This window comes from Acinetobacter sp. AB03 (assembly GCF_058107045.1).
In genome coordinates this window covers 328,193-347,445 of record NZ_JBUEBA010000002.1, presented here as the reverse complement: position 1 = coordinate 347,445, position 19,253 = coordinate 328,193, and the positions used below count along the sequence as shown (strand labels likewise).

Sequence of the window (19,253 nt, the reverse complement as noted above, 5' to 3'; positions counted from 1 at the left end):
AAGAAGTATGAGCACCCCGATCATCATTGCTAAGAAAACCACGAATACCCAACAAGATGTTGTTCTACACTCAAAGTTTGCCAACCGTCATGGCTTAATTGCAGGGGCAACAGGGACAGGTAAAACCGTAACCCTGAAGGTGTTGGCTGAAAGTTTTTCCAGACTCGGGGTGCCCGTATTTTTAGCCGATGCCAAAGGTGATGTTTCCAGCTTAGCGCAGGCCGGTGCATCCAACCCCAAATTTGATGAACGCATTAAAAGTTTAGGCATCGACAGCATTCCCTTTGCTGCATCACCCGTGGTGTTTTGGGATTTATTTGCTGAACAAGGTCATCCTATTCGTACCACGATTACCGAAATTGGCCCGCTGTTGCTGGCACGTATGCTGAATTTGAATGATACCCAAGAAGGGGTACTTTCTGCGGTATTTCGTATTGCAGATGATCAAGGCATGTTACTGATCGACTTTAAAGACTTAAAAGCCATGATTGGTTATGTCAGTGAACATGCCGCAGAGTTTAAAGCCGAATATGGCAACCTATCTCCTGCAAGCCTTGGCGCGATTCAACGGAATTTATTGGCACTGGCCGATCAAGGCGGTGATCAATTCTTCGGGGAGCCCAGCTTAAATATTCTAGACTTTATTCAGACCGACAGTAATGGTCATGGCTATATCAATATCTTAGCCGCAGACAAGCTCATGAATACTCCAAAGCTCTATGCCACTTTTCTGCTCTGGATGCTCTCTGAACTCTTTGAACAGCTGCCTGAGGTTGGCGATATGGACAAGCCCAAGCTAGTGTTCTTCTTTGATGAAGCGCATTTGCTGTTTGATAATGCCAGTGCAGCGCTGCAAGAAAAAATTGAACAAGTGGTGCGTCTGATCCGCTCCAAAGGGGTTGGTATTTACTTTGTCACGCAAAACCCACTGGATTTGCCTGAAAGCATCCTAGGACAGCTCGGAAATCGTGTACAACATGCCTTACGTGCCTTTACCCCGAAAGATCAAAAAGCGGTTAAAACAGCTGCAGACACCTTCCGTGCCAACCCTGAATTTAAGGTTGAGCAAGCCATCACTGAACTAGCTGTGGGTGAAGCCCTGATTAGTTGTCTAGATGAACAAGGCACACCGCAAGTCGTACAGCGCGCATGGGTGATGCCACCCTACTCGTCTTTCAGTCCCATTAGCCTAGAGCAACGTCAAACCTTAATTTCACAAAGTATCGTGGCAGGCATTTATGAAAAACGCCTAGACCGCGAAAGTGCTTTTGAACTTCTACAAAATAAAGTGGTTGAACGCCAACAACAAGCGGTACAGATAGAGCAAGAGAAACAACAAGCCAAAGAACAAGAAGCGCTAGCGAAACAGCAAGCCAAAGAAGCTGAAACACTCGCTAAGCAACAAGCACGTGAGCAAGAGAGGATTGCGAAAGAACAGCAGAAAGGAGCTGAACGTGAAGCGAAACAGCGTGAGAAGCTAATTCAAGACACGGTCGGAACCTTTGCTAAAAGTGCAGCACGTAGCCTTGGGGGCAGTACAGGACAAAAAATCGTCCGTGGTTTACTCGGCTCTTTGTTTGGGCGTAAGTGATCTACTTTTTAAATCTAAAAATCAAAATTTATGAGATATTATTATATTTCATAAAAAAATTAAGCTTTTCTTTAAAAGATGTATTTACATTACATCTTTAAAGGTATATTTTAAATACATCTTATAAATGATAGCCAAGAGAGATCAAACATGACTCCGCAGCAAATTGAACTTGTAAAAGCAACTGTTCCTGTCCTTCGTGAAAATGGCGTCGCACTCACGGGTTATTTTTATAACCGCATGTTAGGCAACAATCCTAATTTAAAAGAAACCTTTAATATGGGGCATCAACGCAGTGGTGCTCAAGCCCAAGCTTTGGCGGGTGCTGTGTTGGCCTATGCAGAAAACATTGAAGATCCTTCTGTCTTGCTTCCTGTGGTTGAGCTGATTGCCCACAAACATGTCAGCTTGAATATTCAAGCACCTGACTACAACATTGTTGGGGAAAACCTCCTCCATTCGATTAGTGAAGTTTTAAGTATTTCAATGGAAGATCCATTGATTGATGCTTGGGCTACAGCGTATGGTCAATTGGCTGATTTATTTATTAGCACTGAAAAAGCGATTTATGAGCAACATCAACAAACCAAAGGGAGCTGGTTAGGCTGGCGCAACTTTAAAATCGCGAAAAAAGTGGTTGAAAGCGATGAAATCACTTCTTTCTATCTTGCCCCTGTGGACGGTGGTGATTTACCAAAATATGAAGCAGGTCAGTACATTTCAGTCCGTGTATTTGTTGAGGAACTTGGTCTAAAACAACCTCGCCAATACACCCTTTCTACCAGCCCTCAAGCTGACTATTTACGTATCTCGGTCAAACGCGAAGATGAAAAAGGTGATTTGGCAGGCGGTTGGGTGTCAAATACTCTGCATGGTTTAGCTGAAGGTGCTGAAATTGAAGTGTCTGCACCAACAGGTAACTTCTACCTGATTGACCCAAACAAACGTAATGTCTTTATTAGTGGTGGTGTAGGCCTCACACCAATGGTGGCGATGCTAAATCAGTTGGTGACTTTAGATATGCCAGAGCCTGTGACTTTTGTGCACGCCTGCCGTAGCAAACAAGTGCATGCCATGAAACAACATATTCATGACTTAAAAGCCAAATATCCACGTTTAAGTATCTTTACTGCATATGAGTTCCCACATCAAAGCGATGTTTTGGGTCAAGATTATGATGCGCAGGGTCGCCTTGATTTGAGTACCATTGATAGCGCGATTCTACCTGTTCAAGCAGACTACTACTTATGCGGCCCAATGCCATTTATGGCAGAGCAACAAAAAGCCCTGATTGCTCGTGGTGTTCCTGCCGAAAATATTCACAGTGAAGCTTTTGGCACAGGTGGTGTTCATCACTAATCCATGCCATCGGCATAAAATAGAGAGGGTTAGTCAGGTTATGCTAGACTAGCCCTTTGTTTTTTTGCTTATCAACGACCAGTACCCTCATGCAGCTCAATAAATTTACCGATTATGCTTTGCGAATTCTGATGTATGTTTCGCAGCCGAAAGCGCTGCCGCATACCATTGCAGAACTGGCGCAAGCACTACAAGTGTCTGAAAACCACTTGATGAAAATCGTACACTTTATGGCGAAACAGCAGTGGATTATTACCGCACGCGGTCGTGGCGGTGGGATTCGACTCAATCCAGAAACCCTACATTTAAGACTGGGCGAGATTGTGCGGGTCTTACAAGCGGATCAGAACATTGTGGAATGTAACACCCCGCCTTGCGTACTCCGCTCGAATTGCGGACTGAAAGGGATCTTAGATCAAGCGCTGGATCAGTTCTATCACAGCTTAGACCAATATACCTTAGCAGATGTACTGGGTACTGAAGCTCAAAATAAGTTCACAACCCACTCGCCGATTAACCTGATCAATCTTGCCGATTAAGGTCTTTTATAGACAAGATTACGGACTTTACGCTGCAAAGGTCGATTGCCTGCTCGACTTCCATTATAATGGCTGATTGTAGATCATAAATTGAAGTTGAGTTATGCACCACAGCCGAGGAAAATCCAAAAACAGTAAAATTGCTGCTGCCCCAAAGCAAAAAATTAGCTATGAAAAAAAGGTAGATTCTGCAGTTACTGAATATGCTGTGCGCGCTCTCAACTGGCTGCGTAAAGCAGAGTTTTTAATGAGTGCCCCGAAGCTCAATCTGTGTGTAGAAGATACAGGCTATGAAATTGCCTTTGCGGGTCGTTCAAATGCAGGCAAGTCCAGTGCGATCAATGCCTTAACCAACCAAAAGCAATTGGCTCGTGCCTCGAAAAGACCGGGTCGTACGCAGATGATTAACTTTTTCAGTCTGGGTAATCCTGATCAACGTCTCGTCGACTTACCCGGTTATGGTTATGCAGCCGTGCCTGAAGCGATGAAAATCGTGTGGCAAAAAGAGTTAGAAAATTACCTGATTCAGCGTAAAAGCTTACAAGGTTTAGTGTTGTTGATGGATATTCGTCATCCGCTACAGCACTTTGACGTGATGATGTTGGAATGGGCGTATTCACGTAAATTGTTTGTGCATGTACTGCTAACCAAGTCCGATAAACTCAACCGTGGCCCTGCTTCTAAAGCATTGCAAGAAGTGAAAGCCCAATTGAAAAAGATGAAACTGGATTTCTCAATTCAATTGTTCTCTTCTCTCAATAAACAAGGCCTAGAAGAACTGGCAAGTGTGATGGGCGGACGACTGAATTTTACTTTAGATCAAGCCCAACATTTTGACTTAAGCAGCATTCCAGATGCGACAGCCGATGAGCTGGATACAGACGAATTCGATAAAGAACCTGAAGCCGCTATGGATCTTGATGCTGAAGACGATGTGGAAACCAAACCACAGCCTGAGGCTTAAGTTTTAAACGCCAACCTATAAAAGCATCATCTATTGCTGTATCTATGTCCCCTATTGCTAATCGCAATCGGGGACTTTTTTTTATACTGACTTTATTCAGCTCGTGAAAAAGTTCAACACATATAAAAATAGGTCAGCATATGAAATTATGGTCTCGATTGAAAAAAAACAAAATTCGTTCCTCTATTGCCTACACAATTAAGCCCCGCAAAGTTAAATTTGAGTGGCAAGACAGTCCGATTGATTGGATTCCCAACCAACCTTTTGCCAGCTATTTCATCAATGAAATTAATATGATCCTGCCCGCAGGTGAGTTCTGGTTCTGCCGCCTCTATAACAAAGTCTTACCGCAAATTAGCGATGAAAAACTGAAGCAAGATGTACAAGCCTTTATTCGCCAAGAAGCCATGCATGCGCAGGCACACAACTCAGCCAATAAAGAGTATCTCAGCCAAAGAAATATTGATGTCTCCCGTAATCTAGCGTTGATGGATTTCTTATTTGGAAAATTACTGGCCGATAAACCACTTGATCTCACTGTACCCAAAGCATTTGAGCACCAGTGGGATCTGTTTCGACTCGGTATTATTGCCACGGTGGAACACATGACCTGTGTCCTTGGAAAATATGCACTGAACAACACCGAATGGGAGAAAATGGGCGCTGACCCTGCGATGTTAGACTTGATCAAATGGCACGGCGCAGAAGAAATTGAACACCGTACCGTCGCATTTGATTTGTACCGACATTTAGGTGGAGGCTATATTGCGCGCTATTATTTGAGTCTGGTGGTGATTGCTGCCGTGCTGGGTTTATGGGTCGATGGTGCAGCCCATATTATGAAACAAGATGACCGCTTTAAGTCGATTCAACCCAGTCTGTTTAAACCTTGGATTTGGCGTGAGTGGTTCTCTATTTCTAAGCGAAATCATCAAGTACTGCCAAGCCCACTCTGGTTAGTGTCGCAACAGTTTGGCTATTTGGTGCCGTGGTATGACCCTGTACACGAAGCCAAAACAGAAGATGCGATTGCCTACTTAGACCAATCCCCAGTGGCTAAACGTGCCATGCTCAAAGTCGCTTAATCCCCTAAAGTAAAAAAGCAGCTCAATCAGCTGCTTTTTTTAATTTAGAGCAAAACTTAAGACGGATTCGATAAATTGGGCAAAGGTGCATCCAGATCCTTGGTATGTCGATCTACCACCACACTAATCATCATGTCACCTTGTACATTCACCACAGTACGTACGGTATCCAGCAAGCGATCAATCGGCAATAAAATCGCAATCGCTTCAGCAGGAAGCCCTACAGACTGCAATACCATAATCATGGTGACCATGCCTGCACTCGGAATCCCTGGAGCACCTAAAGAAGCAATCATTGCCGTCAGACACACCACCAACTGTTGACTCAAGGTCAAATCTAGTCCCATCAAGTTAGCAATAAACAAAGCTGCCGCCGCCTCATACAGCGCAGTACCATCCATATTGAGCTGCGTCCCCAACGGAATCACAAAGCCCGCCGTTTGTGGACGCACACCGAGATTTTCTTGCGCACACTTGAGTGATAAAGGCATGGTCGCCGAGCTTGAACTGGTGGCAAAAGCAGTAATCAACGCCACACGTGTACCTTTAAAAAAGGTCATCGGATTCATCTTGCCAAAAATCCATAGTAATAGCGGCAAGACCACCAGACCATGAAAAATAGTGGTGCCTGTTACCACAGCCGCAAACTCAGCCAAACGACTCAATACAGAAATGTCTTCGGTTGCAATCAACTTAGCAAGTAAGGCAAAAATTCCTAGCGGGGCTAGCTTCATCACCCAACCAATCATCAACATCATGATGTCAAAGAACTGTTGACTTAGCTTACGTACCGTACGGAATTTTTCGCCGCCTTTCACCAGTGCCACACCTATGAATAATGCAAAAACCACCACCGCTAAAACATTGCCTTCGGCAAAAGCTTTGAACGGGTTAATCAGCGTATTTTGAATAAAGTTGGTGAAGAACGAAGATGGCGTAAGCGTATCTGGCGTTTGATGAGAGACCATGGCATCTTGGAACATGGCGATATCGACACCTTTGCCGACTTCAAATAAATGCGCGCAGCTTAAACCCAATATCAAGGCCAAAGTCGTGGTGGTGACACAACATGCCAGCGTAATTTTCCAAACACGGGAGAGCTGACCGCCCGCTTGTAAGTTGGATACCCCCACCACAATTGAGCTAAAAATGAGAGGAATCAGGAGCATTTTTAATAAACCAATAAAAATACTGCTGACCACCCCGATGCCATACAAACTCATCTCTAAAAAAGCGGTCTCAGGGAAAAGATTTAAAATAAATCCGAAGATGACCCCGAAGATCGCGGCAATTAGAATTTGCGTGTTTAAGCTCATAGCTTCATGCTTTTCAAAGATTTCTTTGGGAAACTATGCCATGTGAATGGACTAGAATCGAGCATTTTTTTGTCACAAGTACTGCACATTTCCCCATACACCTCTCTCCAAGAGGTGAGACAATTACAATTGAAGCTCAACTTCTAGCTCTGCCCTGACCACCTTTCAGTCATAAAATCAGCCATAAAAAAGCTGAGTCATATCACTCAGCTTTTTTATGATCAGGCTTTATTGGGCTTCGATTTCACGGAGACGAATCAAACCTTCTTGCGTAGTGCTACACACCAACTCACCGTTTTGCCACATTCGTCCAAAGTTTAAACCTCGTGAACTGGCACTGACTGTGGCATCCATGTCATACAGCATCCAGTCATCCACGCGAAACGGCTTATGGAAATACATAGCATGGTCGATACTCGCACACTGCAAACTTGGCGAAAGATAACTTAAACCATGTGGGCGCAGTGCCGTGGTCATTAAAGTGAAATCTGAATAGAATGCTGCAATCGCCTGATGCAACGAAATCTCATCCACTTCTGCTGCAATGCGGTCATGCGTGCGAATGTAGTGCGCATACACAGGTGCTTCAGGCTGCGGCTGGTAAGGGTTCTGTGGATTGATCGGACGAATTTCCACATGACGATCGCGCATGAAACTTGCACGCACATTTTCAGGCACAAATTCTACCATCATTTTTTTCAGTTCAGCCTCAGACTTTAAAGACTCGGGTGTTGGATACTCAGGCTCACCGATTTGATAATTCAGGCCTTCTTCATTGTCAGCAAAAGACACCATACACATAAAGATGGTTTTACCATGCTGAATAGCACGCACTTGGCGACTGACAAAACTACGACCATCACGAATTCGATCAACTTCATAGATAATCGGCGCGTTCACATCGCCACCAAATAAAAAGTATGCATGTAAAGAATGGGCTGGACGATCCGTCGTATATGACGCCGCACGTAGGGCCTGACCTAAGACTTGTCCGCCAAAAACACGCTTCCCAACCAAATTACGGCTTTGTCCACGAAAGATATTTTCCTCAATTTTTTCGAGGCTCAGTAATTCAACCAACTCTTGGGTTAAGGCATTCATAAGCAACCTACTTAATGGTGAGAGACCAGATTTTTCTGTAAAGTGATGAGGTATGATATCGATATTAAAATCTATTTTGCCATAAATTCAGACTAAAACCCTATAGATTGCTTGACTGAGTTGTCATAAGTTTTTTTCGTTATTTCCGACTAAAAATACGATTTTTAACGATAAAATTCACCATATAAAACAAATTTGTCAGGAAATGACATACGGTTTATGTTTACAATTACGCAAAATAAATACCCCTTCAGACAAACTGCGGGATTGGTCATTTAAGCAGGAGTGTATATGTCCAAAAGTGGCTTTGGTCAAATGTATAGAAAGCTTTCAAGTAAGCTTCTTGACCTCATAGTAACCCCACATGTATTGGGTGAGGTTCCAACAGAACCGACAGCAACAGATGCTGACCCAGCAGCTTCAGGCCATCCCAAAAAAATTGTCTGTTATGTGCTTCAAAATCACTCACGCAGTAATGCGTTGTTGGTGGATGGTGAAACACGTCGTTTAAAGCTTGCTCCTGCACTCGACCCTTTGGTCGTGGGGACACATCAAGAAAAAGCATCGATCGTGTTTTTACAGCATAACGATGAAAATAATTTACTTAACCCTTCACCACACACCTTTCCACCGCGCTTATTACGTCTCGTTGAAGCTTTAGAACAACAACCCGATTTAGACGTGGAACTGGTACCTGTGACGGTACTGTGGGGACGTTCACCAGATAAAGAAGACTCTTGGTTTAAATTGTTATTTACCGACACTTGGGCAACTCCAAGTACGGTGAAACAGCTGATGAATATCGGTTTACATGGTCGTCAGTCATTTTTAGAGTTTCATGAAAGTCAGTCTTTACGTGCTTTGGTCGACTTTGCAAAAACCACCTATCCAAATTTATCGCCTGCAACCTACATTCTAAATACCTTAAATAATCAGCTTGATGCACACCGTGAAGCAGTACTCGGCCCTGACCTTTCAGATCGCCGCAACGTGATGCACTCACTGATTAAATCGAATGACGTACAAGAAGCCATTCGCCGCGAAAGTATCCGCGGCAAAATTAGCATGTTGGACGCAGAACGTCGTGCCATTGGTTATGTCAATGAAATCGTATCGGACTACTCACATTCAACTATCCGTTTTGCGGAAATGGCGCTGGCACGTTTATGGACCCAGCTCTATGACGGGGTTGAAGTACATAACTTCAATACAGTTCGTGAGTTGGCTAAAGACTACGAAATTGTGTATACCCCATGTCACCGCAGTCATATCGACTATTTACTGCTGTCTTATGTGGTGTATAACCGTGGTTTGATGGTGCCTTATATTGCTGCGGGCGATAACCTAAATATGCCATTTGTTGGGCAAATCCTACGTGGTGGTGGTGCATTCTTTATTCGCCGTACTTTCCGCGGTAATGCGCTCTACACTTCAGTCTTTAAAGAGTATCTATACAGCATTTTGTCGCGTAACACGCCTTTAGAATACTTCATCGAAGGTGGTCGTTCACGTACAGGTCGTCTGCTACCACCAAAGACAGGTATGTTAGCCATGACGGTACACAGTCACTTGCGTGGGCGTGCCAAACCGATTGTCTTTGTTCCGACCTATATTGGCTATGAACGCTTGATGGAAGGTGCAACCTACGTCGGCGAGATGAACGGTAAACCCAAAGAAGCCGAATCTGTCTTTGGGATTCTGCAAACTTTGCGCAAAATTGAACGTATTTTCGGTAAAGTACATCTCAACTTTGGCGAGCCTGTTTTCCTCGATGACATGCTGAAAAAGCATGGCGCTGAGAATGTACAAATTGCTAAAAATGATGATCCAATTCCGCAAGAAGTCTCTGATGCAGTCAACAGTTCAGCGCATGCGATTTTAGAAAATATTAACCGTGCAGCTGTGGTGAATCCTGTTTCATTACTGTCTTTGGTTCTATTAGCCACTGAGAAGCATACGCTGGATGAAGAAATTTGTATCAAACAGCTCGATACCTATCGTAAGTTGTTGACGACACTTCCTTATGATGAGCGCCTCTTGGTCACGCCATTATCAGGTAAAGAAATCATTGCTTATGGTTTAAAGCTGAAACTGATCAAACGCGTCAATCACGTTCTTGGTGACATTATTGCGATTGCGGACAATCAAGCAGTACTGCTGACCTACTTCCGTAATAACATTTTGCATGCCTTTGTCTTGCCATCACTCGTTGCCGCTTTGGTTGAACATAATGGAACCATTGGCCGTGGTGATTTAATCAATGTAATTCGCACGCTGTATCCATTCTTAAAAGCAGAACTGTTTTTAAAATGGGAAGATGCTGAACTCAAAGATCAAATCTGTGCTTATGTAGATGGTTTGATTCAAGCCAAACTGATTTCTGAAGATGCCGAAGGCCACTTGATTTCTCCTGCTCCAAACAGCGAAGACCATAACCAGTTGGTGGTATTGGCAGCGCCAGTCATGCAGAGTCTTGAACGTTACTACATGACGCTTGCGCTGATTACACAGCGTGGTTCTGGGAATATTTCAGCACGTCAGGTGGAAGAGCTCAGTCATTTGGTGGGTCAGCGTCTGTCTGTCCTATATGAGTTCAATTCACCTGAATTCTTTGATAAAGCCCTGTTCCAAAGCTTTATTAAAGTGCTGACGCAACAGGGTTATATCAGCACAAACTCAGACAACGCGATCGTGTTTGATGAGAACTTCCAAAACGTTGCTGAATATGCCAACTTGGTACTGGATGATGTCACGCTACAAATGTTGCAACACATCACCACTTTCAGCGATGAAGAACTGAAAGACACGCTAGACAAAGTGGCTGCTGAACAAGCGAAGAAGCGTTTGAAACGTAAGAAAAAGTAATTTTTTCTTAAATGCATAGGTATCTACCAAATGTAGATGCCTGTGCTGTAAGTCTATGAATAAAAGTTAAAGTCTATTTCGTAGATGAGATTTTGTGTTAAATAAAAAGATTTAGTTTGGGCTAGATTCAATGAATTCTGAGAAATTAATATGACCAGTTAATCTTCTAATATCTTTTTCAGCGACTTTATTATTTTCTATCATATGCTTATAAGCTCTTAGCTTATTTCTATAATTTTTGGTCAAAGCAATTTTGTCTTGTTTAACTAATAGGCCATGTACCATTAGTCTTTGCCCTTGTGAAGCATCTGCAAAATAATTTTTCTTCGTATTTAAGCTAAGGCCACTTTCATTGAAGATTACTTTTAATTCGTGAAGAAGACTTTCAGGATAATCTTCTATTCCTGAAAAGGTAATGTCATCAGCATAGCGGGAAAGACAAACATTATACGTTTGGCTTAGTTGAACTAATTTAAGGTCTATCTCTTTCATAAATAAGTTAGATAGAACTGGGCTTGCTGGAGAGCCTTGGGCTAATACATTATTCAAACAGCATAAATCTGCAATTAATTCAGCTGATTTTTGAGAGTAACCTTCTGATAGTAACGATTGAATTACATTAGTTTTATTAATAGAAGGAAAAAAATCCATAATATCTATTGATAACACCCACCTTGCTCCTATATGAATTTTAGAAGCGTCTGCAAAGGATTTACCTTTAACAAAACCAAGAACATGAGGTTGGAATTCAATAGCATTACTCAAATGACTCCCAAGCCATTTTTGGATTACTTTTAAACCAACTTTAGGTGCAAAAATTTGTCGTGTTTTTTTACCTTTCCTAATGGAGAAAGATCTATAAAATTTATTCGGTTTAGTAGCTAATGTATAGATGAAGTCATTCGAGAACCCAAAAAGGATTGCTAAGCATGATTTAGAAACAACTGGAGGGAATCCTTGGGAATAGAGCGCTATAATATCGGTTGCATAGCTTTCTCTATGTTTTTCAGGTAATGCCTCAATGTACTTTTCAACAGAAGTGAAAGAAACTAGGAGCGGTGGGGCATTCATGACACAATTCTCAGATATGTTTCAATAATGGACTTGAGTCCACAAGGGCGAAGCACTTTTGGACTCAAGTCCATTAGTGATTCTGTGTCTAGCCTTCGCAAGCGGGTATGATACATACCCTAGCGTAACTGTTACACCGCTCCTAGTTAGTAATCTACCACTTTCTATAACCCAATGAAAGTGCTCTTTTTATATCCGAGTTTGAGTTATTAGTAATATTAGGAATAATTCCTAAACCTTTACCTGTAAGAGCATATTGTTTAGAAGAGTTATCTCGAACTAATAAGCTTTTTTTAATCAACTTATCTAGTTGTCTGTTTAACCATTTCGGATCTGTCAATCTAAGTTTTGAGTTTAGATTTTCAAGAGATATTGGTTGTGTTTCTTTCAAGGCGATCAGAATTTCCATTACTGAAGGATATTCTTCGATTTCACCAATCCATTCTATATTAGCGACTTGGATGTTTGAGGTTTCAAATACAGATATTATGAATTTATCTAAATTAGATTGAGTATCAGCATCTAAATTTTGAATATAGATTTCTAGATTAATTTTTTCTGCAGAAAGGAATGTAAAGTTAATATCTTCTATAAAATCACCAAACTCAGCCTTTAAAATTAAATCAATTCCTTTAACTAAATTATTTAATTTTTCAGACTCAACATGTAAAAAATCAAATTTATGTGAAAATTTTTCATTTAAATTTTTTAGTAGCTTTTCAAGCTGAATTCTTGAAATATAACCTTCTTTTGCGCTCTCACTTACACGATCAATGGGAATGTGTAAGATAAAAGAATCATCTGATGATCTTTCTGCTATTTCAGAAATACAGTCTTTATATTGGCTGTCTTCTAACGCTTCCCATATTTTATTAAGCAAGTCCAATTCTCCTCCAATGCTTCAAAAGCTGCTTACATAATGTATCAGCTCTATTAGGCCATTCCTTTGCTGTTGTTATCTTATGTGTTTTAAGCAAAATAACATTGTTTTCACGAGTAATTGGAATTTCTGGTTCATAGTCTGCTAGGACTCTGGCATCGTAAGCAAATTTTAATAATTCGGCTAACTCACAGCCTAAAGCATGAATACTCTGCTGAATTCGACTCTGTTCCGCTGAATTAATCAAACCCTGTTTAACTTGAGCCTTTAATTGAATAGATGCTTTTTTTTTCAGATTTGTTTTTAATAAATTCGGAATTTCTGCATGAGGTGTACCTTTCCAATTACTTTGCATCATCGCTAAAGTTTTTCGCGTTGTTAAAAAAGTTGCATAGTAATAACGGTTAAAAGCACTTCTTCCTAATAAATCAAAATTTATAGGGTCACGCTCTGCTAAAGCAAGACGTTGTAGTTCATCTCCAACGATCTGCATTACTAAATCTCACTTTAAAACTAAAATTTTTAATCTATGTATTTCATTGTAATAGATAAATTAATTATAGTGGAGATAATATACAACTAACTATTAATTTTCGCTAAAATTAACATAATACGCGTTATACGAAATCTTTAAATTTTTCTTATAAGCATCAATATCTTAATCCAAGCCGTTCTAGAGTTCAGCGCACTAGAACGGATTTATCATGATTCTTCACGTTCAACAGCCATTTTTTCAGCTACGTTTCACATTTTTTATGAGTGAAAGTAAAAAATTATTTTTACTCACGCTCTTCTAACAACGCCAAATAATCATCAAAACAATGTGAATGCTGTAATTCAAAATTCATCTGTTGCATCCGCGTAGCATAAATTTGCTTGCCTGATGGCACATCACTTTCCAAAACCAAAGTTGGTAGCCCTAACTGCTGTTGGAACCATTGAATGATTTCATGTAAAGGTAGCGGTTGGCTATTGCTGCAAATGTAAGACTTTTCAGTATGTTCCACGTGAAGCAAGTGTGCTAGAAAAGCAACAAGATCCTCAATATGAATTCGGTTCGACCAATGCAGTTTTGGATAAGACTTTGTAGTTTCTGTAAGTTTAATCATACGAGTAACTGAGGTTCCATAAATTCCTGTTGGACGCACAATCACACATTCAGATGGATAAGCCTGTTGCCACAAAGTTTCCATGTTCAATAGCACTTGCCCTTGCGCATCGCTCGGTTGGGGACACGTGTCATCATCAACCCGCTCCCCTGCACTTTCACCATAGACACGTGTGGAAGAAACCACGATCACTTTTTTTAAAGGATGACTTTTTAAGGCATGTAGCATGGGTTCAATCGAGTCTACAAAAGTTCGCTGATACGACTCCACCGTACTGCTCTCAGGCGAGAGTAAGACATATACGGCATCAATCGGTGCGACTTGAGACAAATCCAACTGATGAATATCTTGAGTCAAATGCTCAGCCCAATCATCTGATTTCGGACTTCGGCTAATTGTGGTAATTTGGTGGCCTTGCTGAAATAACTGTTTAGCAACACGCTGAGATGTTTTACCATAACCTATAAATAAAATATGCATTTAGCACCAAATCACAGACAAAGTTGAGGGGACATGGCTGCAGTCCATCAGTTGCAGGGGGTCGGAGCTGCCTCTGCTGCACTACTTGAAAAGTTGAATCTCTTCACTACAGATGATCTGCTGTTTCATCTGCCACGAGACTATGAAGATCGTAGCACGATCATCCCCATGAACCAATTGACTGTTGGGCGTAGCTACCTACTCGAAGGAACGATTCAAGGCGTGGACTTCCCGCCGGGTAAACGTAAATCGATGGCGATTGGACTGCAAGATGACTTTGGCAAAGTGACTTTGCGCTTTTACCATATTTATAAAGGCTTAACGGACCGCGCAAAAGTTGGTAACCGTCTACGCATTTTTGGTGAAGTCCGCGTGGGTGCGCGTGGCTTAGAAATGTATCATCCAGAAATTCAACTCATTACAGAACATACGCCGCTTCCACAAACTCAACTGACTGCGATTTACCCCAGCACAGAAGGTCTGACTCAGCCGAAATTTCGTGAATACATCAAACAGGCTTTAGCCAAGCACAGTGATGATTTACCTGAACTGCTGCCTGCAAAATTTACCAATGGCTATGCACTTAAACAGGCATTAGACTACATCCATCATCCTCCAGTCGATGCCAATATGCTGCAACTGAGCCAAGGCTCACACCCTGCCCAACAACGACTGATTTTTGAAGAGTTGGTTGCGCATCAGGTCAGTCTATTAAGCCGTCGCGCCTATATCCAACAAATTGAAGCGCCGCGTATTTCTGCCAGTCGTCAGTTTGCCAAACAACTGCTCAGCAGTCTGCCTTTTGAAATGACCAATGCACAAAAGCGTGTCTCCAAAGAAATCGTACAAGACTTAAAACTCAATAAACCGATGTTACGTTTGGTTCAAGGCGATGTCGGCGCAGGCAAAACCTTGGTCGCTGGAGTCGCAGCCTGTCATGCCTTAGAAGACGGTTGGCAAGTGGCGTTAATGGCACCGACTGAAATTTTGGCGGAACAACACTATCTCAATTTTAAAAAATGGTTTGAGCCTTTGGGACTCAGTGTATCTTGGCTTTCAGGTAAACAAAAAGGCAAAGCCCGTGCCGCAGCCGAACAAGCCATAGTTGATGGCACAGCGCATCTGGTGGTGGGTACACACGCCTTGTTTCAAGACAATGTCCGCTTTGCCAAACTTGGATTAGTAATTATTGATGAGCAGCACCGCTTCGGGGTCGATCAGCGTTTAGCCCTGTGTAATAAAGGCGCACAAAATATGACCCCACATCAATTGGTCATGACCGCAACGCCTATTCCACGAACTTTAGCCATGTCCACCTATGGAGACTTGGACACATCTGTGATCGATGAACTTCCACCTGGACGAACGCCGATTCAAACCGTGACTATTCCGCTCGACCGCCGAGAGGAAGTCTTACAACGTATTGCCAGCAACTGCCTAGAAGGCAAACAAGCTTACTGGGTCTGCACCTTGGTTGAAGAGTCTGAAACCTTAGATGCTCAAGCTGCTGAAGCGACCTATTTAGAAATTAAAGAACGTTTCCCCGAACTCAACATTGGCCTCGTACATGGCAAAATGAAAGCCGATGAAAAGCAAGCAGTGATGCAACAGTTTAAAGCCAATGAATTACAACTCTTGATTGCGACCACAGTGATTGAAGTGGGAGTCGATGTACCAAATGCTTCGATCATGGTGATTGAAAATGCGGAACGTTTAGGACTCTCTCAATTACACCAATTACGTGGCCGTGTCGGTCGAGGTGCCAAGGCTAGTTTTTGTGCCCTATTATATAAAAGCCCGCTGTCTCAAAATGGACAAGAACGCCTACGCATCATGCGTGAAACCAATGATGGCTTTTTAATTGCCGAAAAAGATTTGGAAATCCGCGGCCCCGGTGAATTGCTCGGCACCAAACAAACGGGTGATATGGGCTTTCGTGTGGCGAAACTAGAACGTGATGATCATTTGCTCAATCAAGCCCATTTTGTCGCAGCGCAGATTTTAAAGGACTATCCGAAAAACGCTGAAGCCTTACTGAAACGCTGGCTGCCTGAAGCACCACGCTATGCCTATGTTTAGTCATTTACTGCACACCGCCAAACAGATGCTACACAAAGCACAGCCTTGTCAGTTGTGCGGCATTGTACGCGCAGATCTGCATTCGGTCTGTCTGGACTGCTGGCAACAACTTCCACTGCATCCACAGACCGTTGAAAAACAAGAGCTGAGCATTCATGTCGCAGGACAGTATCAATATCCTTTAGACCATCTTATTCAGCAGTTCAAATATGAACAACAACTGCATTGGCAGCCTCTACTGTCAGGCATTCTTAAGCAAATTCACTTACCTAAAGTACAAGCAATTGTTCCGATGCCGATTTCGACTCAGCGTTTAGCGGAACGTGGCTATAACCAATCGATGATCCTCGCCAAAGACTTAGCCAAGCAGTTCAATGTTCCCATTTGGCAGCCTGTGATACGACTGCATCAACATTCACAAAAAGGACTCAGTCGACTGGAACGCTTAGATCAAATTCATCAACAGTTTAAAATCGATCCACAGCAACGCCAGTACGCAAAACGCTACCGACGTGTTTTGATTTTGGATGATGTCGTGACCACAGGCAGCTCGATTCAGGCCCTGACTTTACAGCTTGAACAATTGGGTTGTCATAAAGTCAGCGCCGCGTGTATTGCCTATGCACTTGAATAATTAGACTACGTCAATCATCAAATGTTCACGTACCCATGGCATGACCACCTCAGTGGTTAGCGGTGCAAGTGCAGTCTGCTGGTCATTCAAACTGACCCATTTCATTTCTGCAATTTCAGCCGCAATTTGTGGCGCTTGCTGAAGCTGAACATGGTAAACATAGCTCACCAATTTAAAATCAGGTTCATTGGCGGTGGCTGTTTCAAAACGACCAACAAACTGTTCAATCGTCGCATCACTTCCAATTTCCTCCCGAATCTCACGCAGCATGGTTTGCTCAGGTGCTTCATTGGGCTCAAGTTTACCGCCCACTTGCATAAAACATGCGGTGTTCTGCTTGCGCACCAACAAAAGCTGCTGCTGTTCATTCACAATAATAGCCGCAGCGACCGTAATCACCTTCATGCTTTGACATCCAACAACTCAGGATCAACCATGCCCCACTTCGGTTCAGGTGCTTGGAACTGATCCATCTGCTTTAAAATGGCTTTCACCGAATCCGACACAATCAGGCTGTCGGTAAAGCGTGCATGGGTAAAGCCTTTGTCAGTGGTCATCTTTAGAAATTTAAGTAAATCATCATAAAAGCCATTTACATTTAAAAAGGCATTCGGCTTAAGGTGAATGCCGAGCTGCGCCCACGTCCATTGTTCAAAAATTTCTTCTAAAGTCCCTGCGCCGCCAGGCATTGCAATAAATCCATCCGACAAAGCTGACATTTTCAGTTTACGCTCTTGCATGTCTTTGACGACATGTAACTCGGTCAGGCCTTGATGCGCCAACTCACGATCCACCAGCACGTGTGGAATCACGCCAATCACTTGACCACCTGCCTCTAAAGCACTGTCTGCCACAATACCCATTAAGCCCGAACGACCACCACCATAGACTAAGGTTTTGCCTTGTTCTGCAATGGTGTGTCCAACCTGACGTGCTGTTTCGGAAAAGATTTGATCTGAACCTAATGCGGAACCACAAAAGATCGCAATTGAATTTGTCATTTTTTACTCTGATATTTAATTGTCATGCAACTTCACTAAAATGAATGGATATTTTTTAGCAATTTAACCATTCGATCAGTGTTTTTATTGCAATCCTTGTCTAAAATACACCCATCCACTTCAACCATTACTGCGCAAAGGAGAAAGACGGCATGCTTGAAGCCTTTTACGCCACAGAGCGCGGTAGCTTAGAAGACATCACCATTAATGGCGATTTCGATCTTCAGCCCGATTTGGTCTGGCTTGACCTCATTGCTCCCTCCCAAGAAGAACAACAGTGGATTTTAGATGCATATGAACAAAATTTACCTACGCTAAAATCACTCGAAGACATTTCATCTTCAGCTCGATTCTACCGTGATGACGACGGTATTTTGCATATCAGTACGTATTTTTTAACGAAAAATAAAAACTATCAAGTCGATGGTGAGCCTGAAGAAAGCAGCGGTGCCCTTGCCACGGTACAAACTGTGGCTTTCATTTTGCATAAAGAACGCCTGTTTACCCTTCGTGGGGAAAAATTGGTGGCGTTCCGTGCCTTTCGTGCACGTGCGCGCCGCAATGACTACGAAATTGACTATAAAGATCCAACGTGGATCTTACTCGGTTTACTCGAGGCGAAGCTGGATGAGCTTGCTGATATCTTAGAAGATATCCACAAGGACTTGGAAAAGTATTCCACAGAAGTACTGAATAACCGTCACCGCGAGATGATTCTCGACTTAGATGACATGATTACCCGTCTGGCACACTTGGAAGATATGCTTGGAAAAGCACAACTATGTTTGATTGACTTACGCCGTGTACTGACCTTTTTATCACGCCCGCGTGCTTTAGGTAGTCATATTTATGATGCGGATATTCGAGAGCTCAGTGAAGACGTTCGCTCACTGGTTGAGCATGATGCCTTCTTGTTCCAAAAAGTGCGATTCTTACTGGACACCACCTCAGGCTTCATTAACACCGAGCAGAATGACACGATTCGTCGCTTCTCTATCTTACCCAGTATGCTCGCTCCACCGATGCTGATTGCCAGTATTTACGGTATGAACACCGACGTGTTGCCTTTTGCCAAAGGCGGCACCAGTTTTATTGTGGTGAGCCTGATCTTAATGGCGTTCCTGATTGGTCCGCTTATTTACTTCCGCTGGAAAAAATGGATTTGAGTACACATTAAGA

The 19,253-nt window shown here is 42.6% G+C and carries 17 protein-coding genes; 9 read left to right on the top strand and 8 right to left on the bottom strand.

The annotated features are described in order from the left end of the window. Nucleotides 1-7 precede the first annotated feature (7 nt). The 5 genes from ACY3FQ_RS01900 to ACY3FQ_RS01880 all read left to right on the top strand — a co-directional run bounded on the left by ACY3FQ_RS01900 (nt 8) and on the right by ACY3FQ_RS01880 (nt 5,538). Nucleotides 8-1,591 carry a helicase HerA-like domain-containing protein gene (locus ACY3FQ_RS01900; RefSeq protein ID WP_489773550.1) on the top strand — a complete coding sequence of 528 codons (1,584 nt, stop codon included), beginning with the start codon at nt 8-10 and terminating at the stop codon, nt 1,589-1,591. Between the two features lie 150 nt (nt 1,592-1,741). Beyond that, nucleotides 1,742-2,950 carry an NO-inducible flavohemoprotein gene (gene hmpA / locus ACY3FQ_RS01895; RefSeq protein WP_419283108.1) on the top strand — a complete coding sequence of 403 codons (1,209 nt, stop codon included), beginning with the start codon at nt 1,742-1,744 and terminating at the stop codon, nt 2,948-2,950. 89 nt (nt 2,951-3,039) lie between these two features. Then, the gene (locus ACY3FQ_RS01890; protein WP_004977913.1) at nt 3,040-3,489 is read left to right on the top strand and encodes an RrF2 family transcriptional regulator; all 450 of its coding nucleotides are present in this window, start codon (nt 3,040-3,042) and stop codon (nt 3,487-3,489) included. A 103-nt stretch (nt 3,490-3,592) separates the two neighbouring features. Next, a complete protein-coding gene (gene yihA, locus ACY3FQ_RS01885) occupies nt 3,593-4,453 on the top strand; it encodes a ribosome biogenesis GTP-binding protein YihA/YsxC (protein WP_419283111.1) in 861 nt (286 codons plus the stop codon). 140 nt (nt 4,454-4,593) lie between these two features. After that, nucleotides 4,594-5,538 (top strand): metal-dependent hydrolase, encoded by a 945-nt coding sequence (locus ACY3FQ_RS01880; RefSeq protein WP_489773549.1) that lies wholly within the window; start codon nt 4,594-4,596, stop codon nt 5,536-5,538. Nucleotides 5,539-5,594: 56 nt separating this feature from the next. On the opposite strand, the gene ACY3FQ_RS01875 is transcribed toward ACY3FQ_RS01880, so the two are convergent. Continuing rightward, on the bottom strand, nt 5,595-6,854 hold the full coding sequence (locus ACY3FQ_RS01875) for a dicarboxylate/amino acid:cation symporter (RefSeq protein WP_489773548.1): 1,260 nt from the start codon (nt 6,852-6,854) through the stop codon (nt 5,595-5,597). 228 nt (nt 6,855-7,082) lie between these two features. Then, a complete protein-coding gene (locus ACY3FQ_RS01870; RefSeq protein WP_004691343.1) occupies nt 7,083-7,955 on the bottom strand; it encodes an acyl-CoA thioesterase in 873 nt (290 codons plus the stop codon). A 291-nt stretch (nt 7,956-8,246) separates the two neighbouring features. Here ACY3FQ_RS01870 and plsB point away from each other — a divergent pair, with 291 nt between their 5' ends. Further along, nucleotides 8,247-10,820 carry a glycerol-3-phosphate 1-O-acyltransferase PlsB gene (plsB, locus tag ACY3FQ_RS01865; RefSeq protein ID WP_489773547.1) on the top strand — a complete coding sequence of 858 codons (2,574 nt, stop codon included), beginning with the start codon at nt 8,247-8,249 and terminating at the stop codon, nt 10,818-10,820. A 111-nt stretch (nt 10,821-10,931) separates the two neighbouring features. Here plsB and ACY3FQ_RS01860 read toward each other — a convergent pair whose 3' ends face one another. From ACY3FQ_RS01860 to ACY3FQ_RS01845, 4 genes are all read right to left on the bottom strand, one after another. Continuing rightward, on the bottom strand, nt 10,932-11,891 hold the full coding sequence (locus ACY3FQ_RS01860) for a reverse transcriptase family protein (protein ID WP_489773546.1): 960 nt from the start codon (nt 11,889-11,891) through the stop codon (nt 10,932-10,934). 154 nt (nt 11,892-12,045) lie between these two features. Beyond that, nucleotides 12,046-12,771 carry a hypothetical protein gene (locus ACY3FQ_RS01855; RefSeq protein WP_489773545.1) on the bottom strand — a complete coding sequence of 242 codons (726 nt, stop codon included), beginning with the start codon at nt 12,769-12,771 and terminating at the stop codon, nt 12,046-12,048. Further along, on the bottom strand, nt 12,764-13,264 hold the full coding sequence (locus tag ACY3FQ_RS01850) for a hypothetical protein (protein WP_489773544.1): 501 nt from the start codon (nt 13,262-13,264) through the stop codon (nt 12,764-12,766). Before ACY3FQ_RS01850 ends, ACY3FQ_RS01855 begins: the two co-directional genes overlap by 8 nt. A gap of 286 nt (nt 13,265-13,550) precedes the next feature. Next, nucleotides 13,551-14,360, bottom strand: coding sequence for an NAD-dependent epimerase/dehydratase family protein (locus ACY3FQ_RS01845; RefSeq protein ID WP_489773543.1), 810 nt, complete (start codon nt 14,358-14,360; stop codon nt 13,551-13,553). A gap of 33 nt (nt 14,361-14,393) precedes the next feature. Here ACY3FQ_RS01845 and recG point away from each other — a divergent pair, with 33 nt between their 5' ends. Then, complete coding sequence (gene recG, locus ACY3FQ_RS01840; RefSeq protein WP_489773542.1) at nt 14,394-16,439, top strand: ATP-dependent DNA helicase RecG; 2,046 nt, start codon at nt 14,394-14,396, stop codon at nt 16,437-16,439. Next, nucleotides 16,426-17,073: a ComF family protein gene (locus ACY3FQ_RS01835; RefSeq protein ID WP_489773541.1), complete on the top strand. Its 648-nt coding sequence runs from the start codon at nt 16,426-16,428 to the stop codon at nt 17,071-17,073. The genes recG and ACY3FQ_RS01835 overlap by 14 nt, the downstream gene beginning before the upstream one ends. Here the strand turns inward: ACY3FQ_RS01835 and ACY3FQ_RS01830 are convergent, their stop codons facing one another. Together ACY3FQ_RS01830 and ACY3FQ_RS01825 are read right to left on the bottom strand one after the other, a co-directional pair. Further along, nucleotides 17,074-17,478, bottom strand: a complete 405-nt coding sequence (locus tag ACY3FQ_RS01830; protein WP_010327611.1) for an NUDIX hydrolase — start codon at nt 17,476-17,478, stop codon at nt 17,074-17,076. After that, nucleotides 17,475-18,074 (bottom strand): LOG family protein, encoded by a 600-nt coding sequence (locus tag ACY3FQ_RS01825; protein ID WP_004977937.1) that lies wholly within the window; start codon nt 18,072-18,074, stop codon nt 17,475-17,477. The genes ACY3FQ_RS01830 and ACY3FQ_RS01825 overlap by 4 nt, the downstream gene beginning before the upstream one ends. Nucleotides 18,075-18,226: 152 nt before the next feature. Here ACY3FQ_RS01825 and ACY3FQ_RS01820 point away from each other — a divergent pair, with 152 nt between their 5' ends. Next, complete coding sequence (locus ACY3FQ_RS01820) at nt 18,227-19,240, top strand: CorA family divalent cation transporter (RefSeq protein WP_004691361.1); 1,014 nt, start codon at nt 18,227-18,229, stop codon at nt 19,238-19,240. The last annotated feature ends 13 nt before the right edge of the window (nt 19,241-19,253 follow it).